Origin of the sequence: Erwinia sp. OLFS4 (assembly GCF_002752165.1) — a bacterium.
GTDB lineage: Bacteria > Pseudomonadota > Gammaproteobacteria > Enterobacterales > Enterobacteriaceae > Izhakiella.
Map to the genome: position 1 here is coordinate 16,767 of NZ_MOMB01000069.1, position 10,990 is coordinate 27,756.

General features: G+C 40.0%; 10 protein-coding genes. All 10 read right to left on the reverse strand.

All coding sequences use genetic code 11. From position 1 onward, the window contains the following. Positions 1-35 precede the first annotated feature (35 nt). Entirely contained in the window at positions 36-1,871 is a 1,836-nt protein-coding gene (locus BL249_RS17345) for a class I SAM-dependent methyltransferase (protein WP_099706642.1), read from the reverse strand. Continuing rightward, positions 1,852-3,237: an ABC transporter ATP-binding protein gene (locus BL249_RS17350; RefSeq protein WP_099706641.1), complete on the reverse strand. Its 1,386-nt coding sequence runs from the start codon at positions 3,235-3,237 to the stop codon at positions 1,852-1,854. The genes BL249_RS17345 and BL249_RS17350 overlap by 20 nt, the downstream gene beginning before the upstream one ends. Further along, positions 3,227-3,979 (reverse strand): ABC transporter permease, encoded by a 753-nt coding sequence (locus tag BL249_RS17355; RefSeq protein ID WP_199073521.1) that lies wholly within the window; start codon positions 3,977-3,979, stop codon positions 3,227-3,229. The genes BL249_RS17350 and BL249_RS17355 overlap by 11 nt, the downstream gene beginning before the upstream one ends. A gap of 116 nt (positions 3,980-4,095) precedes the next feature. Further along, complete coding sequence (locus tag BL249_RS17360; RefSeq protein WP_241898920.1) at positions 4,096-5,025, reverse strand: glycosyltransferase family 2 protein; 930 nt, start codon at positions 5,023-5,025, stop codon at positions 4,096-4,098. A gap of 1 nt (position 5,026) precedes the next feature. Further along, positions 5,027-5,575: a dTDP-4-dehydrorhamnose 3,5-epimerase gene (rfbC, locus tag BL249_RS17365; RefSeq protein ID WP_099706638.1), complete on the reverse strand. Its 549-nt coding sequence runs from the start codon at positions 5,573-5,575 to the stop codon at positions 5,027-5,029. Next, positions 5,575-6,456 carry a glucose-1-phosphate thymidylyltransferase RfbA gene (gene rfbA, locus BL249_RS17370; RefSeq protein ID WP_099706637.1) on the reverse strand — a complete coding sequence of 294 codons (882 nt, stop codon included), beginning with the start codon at positions 6,454-6,456 and terminating at the stop codon, positions 5,575-5,577. Before rfbA ends, rfbC begins: the two co-directional genes overlap by 1 nt. A gap of 38 nt (positions 6,457-6,494) precedes the next feature. After that, positions 6,495-7,382, reverse strand: a complete 888-nt coding sequence (rfbD, locus tag BL249_RS17375; protein WP_099740119.1) for a dTDP-4-dehydrorhamnose reductase — start codon at positions 7,380-7,382, stop codon at positions 6,495-6,497. Next, positions 7,382-8,461 (reverse strand): dTDP-glucose 4,6-dehydratase, encoded by a 1,080-nt coding sequence (gene rfbB / locus BL249_RS17380; RefSeq protein WP_099706636.1) that lies wholly within the window; start codon positions 8,459-8,461, stop codon positions 7,382-7,384. Before rfbB ends, rfbD begins: the two co-directional genes overlap by 1 nt. Positions 8,462-9,688: 1,227 nt before the next feature. Further along, positions 9,689-10,444 carry a bactofilin family protein gene (locus BL249_RS17385; protein WP_099706635.1) on the reverse strand — a complete coding sequence of 252 codons (756 nt, stop codon included), beginning with the start codon at positions 10,442-10,444 and terminating at the stop codon, positions 9,689-9,691. A gap of 382 nt (positions 10,445-10,826) precedes the next feature. Next, on the reverse strand, positions 10,827-10,990 hold a 164-nt coding region (locus tag BL249_RS17390), incomplete at its 5' end, for an IS1 family transposase (RefSeq protein WP_241898819.1).

Sequence of the window (10,990 nt, forward strand, 5' to 3'; positions counted from 1 at the left end):
CTTTAGTATTCTCTTCTGCAGCCAATTAATACAAGTCATTTTCTGAAAGGATTAGCAATCCTTTTAAGTAAAGATACTAATTTCCAACTTTTAGACGAAAGAATCGCATCGATGTATCCATTCTTAATTTTTAGTTCTTCCCTGATGGATTCCGCTTGTAATTCAATCATTTTATTTTCTTCCTCTAATTGCCTTATTTTATTTTCTAATAATTTCTTTTCATTTACTGAATTACGGACAACGAAATAGGAATTTTTATATCTTTCAATTAAATCATTTTTATTAACATTAATAATTCCAGCAACAAGCTCTACTTCATCAGCTAACAGATTTTCAACAGAATCTTCATCCATTCCAGGAAAGACCTCTAAAAGAATTCCCTTTGTAAGATTGAATATATTATAATCAGGAATGTTATGCGTCGAGGAGATAGATGTTAATCTAAGAAAAGAATTAAATACCCCCCTAAAAACAAGCCGTGAAATAAGCAACGGTTTTTCAACCTCCAACTCGAGATCGAATATCATGGGACCATCTTTAGTACTAATAACATTAAAAGGTGTGGCATCAAGATACTTTTTTGGTAATTCTAAATCCCATCTTAAATTATCTTTCTCACCCGCATCCTGTAAGATAGCTTCAATCCAGCGTTCGACCCAGATAATGATATCTTTGACTAGCCAATCATATTTATTTACAAGACCGACCAGGCCGAGCCATAGACTATCCCCTTGATAAAATCTTTCAGAAGATATCAGCTCACCTTCAAATTTAAATGTTTCTATACTAACATTATTATTTTCTACGAAAAATCTTATTTTTTTATTATTATCATTTTTCCTTACATCTGAATAGTACCATGCTAAAGAACTATCATCATCTAACTTAACATCACTTTCTGACACAACCATGAGAAATGAATTTGATAGCTCAGCAGAAAGTTTATTCTTCCATATTATTTTAGTTGCTTGTTCAAGAGAGAAAGTGTATGTATCTGAACGTTGCGCATCCTTATAGTGTACTTCGCTAACTAAAGGATAAATAATATCACTAAACTCTTCATGGCCTTTTGGTGTAATTAATAATGTAGGGAGTTTATAGTCTGGAAAGGGAAGATATTCCAGAACTTCGGAAAAACCCACACTTTTAATAATTTTATTTAATTCAACACGACCAAAGGTTTTAACACCATTTTCATCGTAAGCATCGTTGATACCCGCCATGGGAATGCCAAGATGGTCCTCTTTAGCTCCAGCCAGATATTTCATGCCTAATTGATTTTCAATCGCAACAAATAAAGCACCAGATGGTGTTAATCTCGACTTACAAGATTGTAATAAGCTTTTTTGGCCATCATAGCCAAGAAAACATTGAGCGTATTCGAGCACACCAATAAGCAACACATAATCGAATTGACCAATATCAGGTAAGTTTCGACTTGAAGCACAGATAACAGTGACGTTATCAAGATCTTTACAGCGCTTACGTGTAATTGTGGCCCTTCTTTTACTTCCTTCAATAGAAGTAATATCGGCACCACATTCCGCAACGAATCGAGTTATTGCTCCACATCCGCAGCCTATTTCGAGAACTCTCTTTCCTTTAAATTTATCACTGAAAGGACGTAATAAATTAGACCGCTTAGATGTAAGATGGTACTGAGAAGGCCAATCCTTAATTTTGTTTGCTAGTTCATGAGATAATACAGAACAATCAGATGCATTGGATACTACATCGAGAATATAATTCTCATGCTCATCACCATCATTATAATTAAATTTTTCTTTTTCTTTTTCGATCCAGATGTTCAGCTCAGAATCATAGATAAAACCATGTTCCTGGAGAATTATGTTAGTCTGATTGTTTGTCACAGGAAATCATTGCCTCTAAATTTACAAGCCCTAAAAACTCTGGGGTAGGTTCAACAGTAATATGAATCGAATCATAGCGACGGTCATGGGGAACAACTTCTCCAGATGCATCATAACTTGCTATGCCTATAGAGATAAAATAATCACCTTGATATAATTTCACAGGAAATTCAATTGTAACCCTTTGTATTTCGCCTGCACAACCTACTTCAACAAATGGAATTCCAAGTATTTTTGAATTTGTATTATATATAGTAACACCATCTATAGTTTTTATTGCAAATCCAAATATTGGTTTAAATATAGTTTCATGGAACTTAAATAAAAAATTGAAAGTCAGCTTACCCTTATTTTTTACAATTATTGGATATTCATCTTTTCCCTGCAAGAGGGAAAAGTCTAGCACCTCGGCCTTTCTATCACCCCAACGATATTCATTAGGATTATAATTTTGTCTTGTTTCAAAACCATCAATTTTTAAAGTAGAGATTAATTTAATATCGTTTTTATCAGTGAACATCTCAGATTGCTTTTTTTCTTGATCACTAGAAAATTCGATATACTCTTCTTCATTTTTTCTTGCAGTATTTGACGGTGATGATTTACCAAACAGAAGATCAAGATATTTATTAATAATATTTTTTGGCATGCCACTATCCATAATAATGCCATCATTTAATAGAATAGCTTTATCACAGTGGGTTATTATTTGTTCTGTTGCATGTGATACAAATAGAATTGAAGTCCCATTGTTTTTTAATTGCCTAAGTCTGGCAAAACATTTCGCCTGAAATTTTGCATCACCTACCGCTAACGCTTCATCGACAATTAAGATATCAGGATTAATTTGCGCTTGTACTGCAAATGCTAAACGTACCATCATTCCACTGGAATATGATTTAACTGGAGAGTCAATAAAATGGCCAATATCAGCGAACGATAATATATCATCTAACCTCTGATCGACCTCCTCTTTAGTTAAACCTAGTAGCGCACCATTTAAGTATACATTTTCACGGCCTGTAAAATCGCCATTGAATCCAGCGCCAAGCTCTAATAATGCGGCAACTCTACCATGAACGTTAACGATTCCTTGCGTAGGCGACAGAGTTCCAGCAATTATTTGCAATAACGTGGATTTTCCCGAACCATTGCGGCCAACAATACCAACTGTCTCACCTTTTGGTAAATTGAAACTGATATCCTGCAGCGCCCAAAATTCTTCATGATAAACCCTTGGAACTTTCCCTATTCTATTTTGAATATTAGGAACGATAAATTGCTTAAGTCGCCTGATAGGATTATCATAGATCTGATAACATTTGCTGACATCAATAATCTCAAGGGCATTTTCATTAGATAACATCTGCAAATCCTTTACGTGTTTTTTGGAACCAGAAATAGCCAAACCATAAAGTAATTAGCGATATCAATGTGTAGGTAAGTAGACCTGTAACATTAGGAATTCGCCCCCATATAATAACCTGTCTCATTTGCTCAATAATAAAAGTTAGTGGGTTTAGTAAGATTATTGATTGATACTTTTCGGGAACTGCTGACAGAGGATAGAATACCGGGGAAAGAAAAAGTATCACTGTTACCAGGATGGTTATGAACTGCCCAAGATCGCGTAAATAAACTCCTAAAGAGGAAATTATATAGCATAATGCAAGTGTTAAAATCATCACTGGAATAAAAACTAGCGGCAAAAGTAAAACCGTCCAGTGAACAAATCCATCCAATAATAAAAAAGCGATAAGCAGAACGACTGTATTAATTACTGCCTGAAAACATGCTGAAAGTAATGCAATTACCGGGAAGGACTCCAATGGAAACACTACCTTCTTCACATAATTAGCATTACTCAATATCAGCATAGGGGATTTTGTCAAAACTTCACTAAAAAAACCATGAATAATTAAACCTGCAAATAAAATAATAGCGAATTGAGCCTTAGACTCATTAGCGCTCGCAGCACCCCACCTTGCATTAAAAACCTCGGAGAATACCAGAGTGTATACTGCAAGCATAAAAACTGGATTTATGAAAGACCAGAGCAGCCCCATAATTGAGCCTTTATACCTGCTAACGATATCTCTTTTCGTCATTTCGAATATAATATGACGGTTAATGTGTATATTCTTACATAAAGACCATAAAGATGTACCGTATATTTTCTCTTGTTGCAAAATTCCACCTTTAGCTTTAAATATATATTCAATAATCACATCTTTTTTAATAGAATGGCAACAAATAAACCTAGCGTTCCAGCAAATGTTTGCCGATAGATCCCGAGTTTAAGAAAAATATTTATCCTTTTAAAAAAACCACTTGCCCGGGCTTTTTCGAATTCGTTCAAAATTATTTGATTTTCATGCGTTAACTCTTGGTTGGTTTTTTTTAACGCTAGAATATTTGCATCAATCCAGCCTTTAAAATGCCCATCAAGTAAACCTGAAACTCTCTTAAACCGGGCAAACCAGCCAATATTTGAACCAACAATATTGCCTGTATGTTGTCGATATTTAATTGTTGGCTTTGGATCATAATAAATATTTCCACCCACTGCGGTAATAATGATATAAATCCACCAATCATGGGAAATTATTTTTTCATAACGAGGGGTCTTAATAACAATATTACGGGCTGCGATATTCAATATCATCGTGTTTCCACCAGCAATGCTTTGAATTAAAGCATTTTTGAATGATGGTGGTTTTGTGAAAAGTGGTGATTTACCAATGTCATTATTATGCTTATCAACTAATTGAGTTCTTCCGCAGTAGACGGCAGGCTTAGTTAACTCAGCAGCAGAGAGTCGCGAAATTCCAGTTGCTAACTTTTCAGGCATCCATTCATCATCTTGATCGCAAAAGGCAAAATAATCAAAATGTTCACCACAACTCTCTAATAATGAAAGAAAATTCCAGGCAAATCCTTTACCAGGCCCCTTCAGAATATGGAATTTTTCACTTCCTAACTTAATTCGATATTCGTTTAAAATATCTAATGTGTTATCACTGGAACCATCATCCGAGGCAAAAATAACCCAATTCTTTTCTGTTTGCCCAACAATTGAGTCAATCTGTTTTTTTAAGTATTCACTTCCATTGTAAGTACAAAGAAGAATGGCGACTCTTTTGTGATTAATCATATCATTCAAATAGCTCTGCATTGCTAAAAGATAGTCCTACTTCATCTTTGCCCGATAAGGTATACGAATCCATTTCAGGCCAAGTTATATTAATTTCGGTATCATTCCATGAAATGCTTCGTTCCGCTTGAGGAGCATAGTAATTTGTTGTTTTATATACAAATTGTACTCGTTCACTTATTGTAAGAAAGCCATGTGCAAACCCTTCCGGAATCCATAACTGTTGATGGTTTTCAGCACTTAAGTGAACACCAACCCATTGTCCAAATGTACAGGAAGATTTGCGAATATCGACAGCTACATCGAAAACTTCGCCTTCTACGCAGCGAACCAATTTACCTTGCGCATGGGGGGGAAGTTGATAATGTAAACCACGGAGAACCCCTTTTTTAGACATTGAATGATTGTCCTGGACAAACTCAACATGCCTGCCTACAGCTTGATTAAAAACATGCTGGTTAAAACTCTCATAAAAATAACCACGATCATCACCAAAGATTGCTGGCTCAATTATTTTTACGTCAGGAATTTCTGTATCAATAATCTTCATTATAATTTTCCATTGTATAGCGCCATCAGATAGTTGCCATAATCGTTTTTCAATAGTGGCTGAGCCAATTCTTTAAGCTTATCGGCATCGATAAAACCCATGCGATAAGCAATTTCTTCTGGGCAGGCTACCTTTAGCCCCTGGCGGGTTTCAATCGTCTGAATAAAGTTATTCGCTTCAATCAGGCTTTGGTGCGTTCCGGTATCAAGCCAGGCATGGCCACGTCCCATAATAGATACCGAGAGCTCACCTTTCTCTAAATAGAAGTTATTAATATCGGTAATTTCCAGCTCGCCACGTGGTGAGGGCTTCAGATTTTTTGCTAATTCAACAACGCTGTTGTCATAGAAATACAAGCCCGTGACTGCGTAGTTACTTTTAGGTTCGGTTGGCTTCTCAACCAACGAAATGGCTTTACCGGTTTTATCAAATTCAACCACACCATAGCGTTCTGGATCGTGGACACGATAAGCAAATACAGTTGCCCCCTTCTCTTTTTTGCAGGCATTCTCAAGCTGTTTATACAAATCATGGCCATAGAAGATGTTGTCACCAAGAATCAATGCACAGTTGTTATCACCAATAAATTCCTCTCCCAGGATAAATGCCTGGGCCAGACCATCTGGACTTTCCTGGACGATATATTGCAGATTAAGACCCCATTGAGAGCCATCACCCAATAAGCTTTCAAAACGTGGCGTATCTTGCGGCGTGCTGATGATCAAGATATCGCGAATACCGGCGAGCATTAAAGTACTCAACGGATAATAAATCATCGGCTTGTCATAGATAGGCAACAGCTGCTTGCTGACAGCCATCGTGACCGGGTAAAGACGGGTACCAGAACCGCCGGCAAGAATGATTCCTTTTGTATTTTTCACAACGATTAACCTTGAGTTTTTGCAAGACCAAACATAACTCAGCTGTAAAGCTCATCCAGCATACGAATTACACCCTGCTGCCATTCCGGCAATGTGAGATCAAATGCTGCGGTCAGTTTTCCAGTGTTAAGTCGAGAGTTAGATGGGCGCTTTGCGAGAGTAGGAAACGCAGCACTATCAACGGTATTAATTGCAGTTACCTTCAGCGGCAATCCTTTATTGCGTACATAGCCAATAACCAATTCCGCGTAAGCATGCCAGGTTGTAACCCCCGAGGCAATCAGGTTATACACCCCTGATTTTTCCGGGTGGGATAGCGTTAATTTAATTACATGTGCTGTACAATCTGCGATCAATTCGGCACCTGTTGGCGCGCCAAATTGATCATTGATCACTGCCAGCGTTTCACGTTCCTGAGCCAAACGGATCATGGTTTTTGCGAAGTTATTGCCTTTAACTGCATAAACCCAACTGGTGCGGAAAATCAGGTAGTTTGGTGCGTTCATGATGATAGCCACTTCACCCTGACGCTTCGTCTTGCCATAAACATTGAGAGGAGAAGTTATGTCATCTTCTTTCCACGGGTGTTCACCGCTACCGTCAAAAACATAATCTGTCGAGTAATGCACCAGTAAAGCATCCACGTCGCGTGCAGCGCGAGCCAACGCTTCAACACTGATGGCATTAATTAACTCGGCATTGCTTAAGTCAATCTCTGCTTTATCCACCGCGGTGTAGGCTGCTGCGTTCACGATGACATCAGGTTTAATATCACGAACCGTTTTGGCTACACCTTCCGGGTTGGCCAGGTCACCACAGTAGTCAGTTGAATAGCGATCCAATGCAATCACGTCACCTAATGGTGCTAACGCTCGTTGAAGCTCCCAGCCAACCTGGCCGTTCTTACCCAGTAGTAAGATTTTCATTAGCTGCGCTTCTCATAGTTTTGTTCAATCCAGTTCTGATAGGCACCGCTTTTAACGTGCTCAACCCACTCGTGATTATCCAGATACCACTGCACGGTTTTCCGTAGGCCAGTTTCAAAGCTTTCCTGCGGCTTCCATCCCAGCTCACGCTCAATCTTCGATGCATCAATAGCATAACGGCGATCATGGCCCGGGCGGTCACCTACATAAGTAATTTGTTCAGCGTAAGTCGTCCCTTTCGGGCGTAACTCATCCAGCAACTCACATATCTTAAGGACAACTTCAATATTTTGTTTCTCGTTGTGCCCGCCAATATTATATGTAGTGCCGGTTTTTGCCTGAGTGACGACAGTATATAAGGCACGAGCATGATCTTCTACATACAACCAGTCACGAATTTGGTCACCCTTACCATAAATCGGCAAAGACTTACCTTCTAATGCATTGCTGATGATGAGTGGGATGAGTTTTTCCGGGAAATGGTAAGGACCATAATTATTTGAGCAGTTGGTCACCACAACAGGTAAACCATAAGTGCGACCCCAGGCACGAACTAAATGATCACTCGCAGCTTTAGTCGAAGAGTAAGGACTGCTTGGCGCGTAGGCTGTTGTCTCGGTGAACAGCGGCAACTCGCCTGCCATTTCATCTGGATGAGGCAAATCACCATAGACCTCATCGGTTGAAATATGATGGAAACGGAAAGCGTTTTTACGAGCTTCTGGCAAGGTAATCCAGTACTGGCGGCTAGCTTCAAGCAGTGTATAAGTTCCCATCACGTTGGTTTGTACAAACTCCGCTGGCCCAGTGATAGAACGGTCAACGTGACTTTCGGCGGCCAAATGCATGATGGCATCTGGCTGATGCTCAGCCAGAACCTGAGTCAGTGCCATTCCATCGCAGATATCAACCTGACAAAATGCATAGCGCGGATCGTCACTTACCGTTTTCAGTGACTCAAGATTGCCCGCATAAGTCAGCTTATCAACATTAACAACCTCATCACTGGTATCATTGATGACATGACGTACCACAGCTGATCCGATAAAACCTGCACCACCAGTAATTAAAATCTTCATAACGTTGAGCTATTCCTGACATTGCGGCCGGGAGATCCCGGCGAGAAAAGAATGAGTATTCACTATATTAGCAACAGGCAAAGCTACCGCCCTTGGGTTACAGCTCCCAGTATGCTGATGTTATAAAATCACCTTTAAGTACAGTGAGTATTTCACAATCTTTCGTACTATGTATTTTACAGCCTGAACTTTACCACTGTCGCTATATGATCACGATCGAATTGGCCACAACCACTTATCGATGGTTCAGTATTTAACCGTTTGTGCGTTAGCGTTATTGGTGAATCATCCACCTGCTGGCTTTATGAAGCAATCAGATAGTGACGAAAAAAGAAGTGTATCAAATGAGATATAAAAAAAAAGCCGGTATACTGTTCGCCTGTTGTTGTAATGCTTACTTAAACCTGTTCATTTTTGGCTATCACTCCAGGTATCACGTATCGAGTCCCGGCGTTACACGCCAGTACAGTTCATGATTTACCCTGGATACATCAGTCAGGAATCTGGGTAAATCGCCGTCGCAACGTAGTTTACACTCAAAAGGCTGTCGCCTTACCGGATGACAACTCAAAGACCTTAATCATCTTCAAACAGCGTCAAAACAGTACCACCATACTGTGGTTGTTTTAGCCGGCGGAAGGCAGTCTGGTCTCTCCTGCACCCGCAACATGCCATAAGAACACACTGTCTGATGACCGTTCCCGCAGCTTAACGGCTGGCCTCAGGCCTGGTCGCAACGGCACCATCTGTTGCTGCTATTTTTTATTAACATAACCGCTGGGTTCCATTTTTTGCAGAGAAATAGATCCGCGCCTGCCCGTGACAAAAAATAATTTACTATTATCATCAGCGCGATGGCTGATTGTTTTCAATATATTCGCCAATGGTAGAAAATGCCATCTGACACAATTACTTCCCCCGCAAGTTGCTCTTAGCGAAAAATAAAATATTTTACTTTTCCAACAGCCTTTTCGCGGTAAAAATAACATTTATTCCGCAGGTGACATTTGCGGTTTTTTGACTGGCGGGCAACAAATTATTAGCCTGTCATTGCTGAACTGGCGTTCAGCCAAAGGTGAGTATATTTACATTACCGTTTCGACGCTGCCATCAGCGTACAACAAAATTTATAACAACAGGGTTTTTACCCGCTGATGACAGGAAAATCCTCACAAAAAAACAATGGTTACTTAACCGTTCCTTTTTGTCTGAACAGAGTGGATACGTTCAACTGTGGCCTTTTTCATCGGGGCGATGATCAGTATTAATAATTGCCACCGGCGCGCTGGACGATTTCTGATCCTGCGCCGCTGTAATGGGTTTGACAATACCCTTGCCAGCAACAGCTTTTGTTTCTGATTGCCCTAAACTGGACTGACCAATAAATACCCCACCTTTCTCAATAACCAGACCATCAGAATAGATGGTGCCCTCAACGCGCCCTTCTGGCTGGAGGGTCAGCGTTTCGGCATGAAAATTGCCTTTTGCATCGCCATTGATGACTATATGCTGCGCATGAATATCCCCTGTAACTCGCCCGCCAGACTCAATTCGCACCTGATGTGAACTGTAGATATTGCCATCCAGCTGCCCTTCAATCACGATATTACCCTGTGCTTCCAGGTTGCCATTCAGACGTGCTTCCGGAGAAATAAACGTGTCTTTCCGGGTTCTGACCGGCTTCAGTACGTCTGCATCCCCGGCGGATAACGACCCGGCTGCTGGCGGGATTAACGCACTGTCCGTCAGCGCTTTTTCTGGCATTTTACCCTGAACAGAATCATCAGCTTTTTTGCTTTCTCTTTTCAGTAAACGCATAAAAAAACCTTTTCTTAACAATGAAAAAATAAATAAAAACAGCGCTATCCCAGTGATGAGAATCGCGCTCTCTTTGAGAAGACTCACTTCCGGAAATAATACATCCAGGATCCATAAAATCCAGACTAACCAGATGATCCACAGCTGCATGCCAGTATTTGTCATGATGTGCCATTGCCAGTTGAATCAATGGGTAAATTCACCATAAAGACCGGAATATTAATCATTACGTATCTCTTTCGTTATCGGTGGCCTATACAGTCGGGGGCCTATCCTTATATCGAAATGATACCAGTCTGGATTCCGGCTACAGTTTTCTTTATCCTTATTAATCTGTTATTTCTTGAATAAATCTTAGCCCGTTATGCCAGTCCGTCCGAATGGGCAGTTGTATAATCCCGCACAGCTGAATGCTACTGTGGATGGGCTAAGCTGTCATTACACACAGTGCTCTTGTTGTGACTACAGCAGACTCGAAGAAAACGCTTTTATCCTGCCGTCAGACCAGCTGACAAAAAGCAATAAAAAATACGGGTGATGCCTCCAATTAGTAGAACATGTGTTTCTCGATAAACGCTCCAATGACTTTTTCGTGGATCTCAACTGAGCGCGAAAAGCAGATTGTTTTACGAGCCAACCGTTTAATGCGGGTGCGGAGCGTCAGGTTATTACGTTCAATGCGTTGGGTGAAAATTTTGCCCGTCAGATGCT

Bases quoted from the DNA above. Each gene is read 5' to 3' on its own strand.
- BL249_RS17350 (WP_099706641.1), bottom strand. From the start codon at position 3,237: ATGTTATCTAATGAAAATGCCCTTGAGATTATTGATGTCAGCAAATGT.
- BL249_RS17355 (WP_199073521.1), bottom strand. From the start codon at position 3,979: ATGACGAAAAGAGATATCGTTAGCAGGTATAAAGGCTCAATTATGGGG.
- BL249_RS17360 (WP_241898920.1), bottom strand. From the start codon at position 5,025: ATGATTAATCACAAAAGAGTCGCCATTCTTCTTTGTACTTACAATGGA.
- rfbC (WP_099706638.1), bottom strand. From the start codon at position 5,575: ATGAAGATTATTGATACAGAAATTCCTGACGTAAAAATAATTGAGCCA.
- rfbD (WP_099740119.1), bottom strand. From the start codon at position 7,382: ATGAAAATCTTACTACTGGGTAAGAACGGCCAGGTTGGCTGGGAGCTT.
- rfbB (WP_099706636.1), bottom strand. From the start codon at position 8,461: ATGAAGATTTTAATTACTGGTGGTGCAGGTTTTATCGGATCAGCTGTG.
- BL249_RS17385 (WP_099706635.1), bottom strand. From the start codon at position 10,444: ATGACAAATACTGGCATGCAGCTGTGGATCATCTGGTTAGTCTGGATT.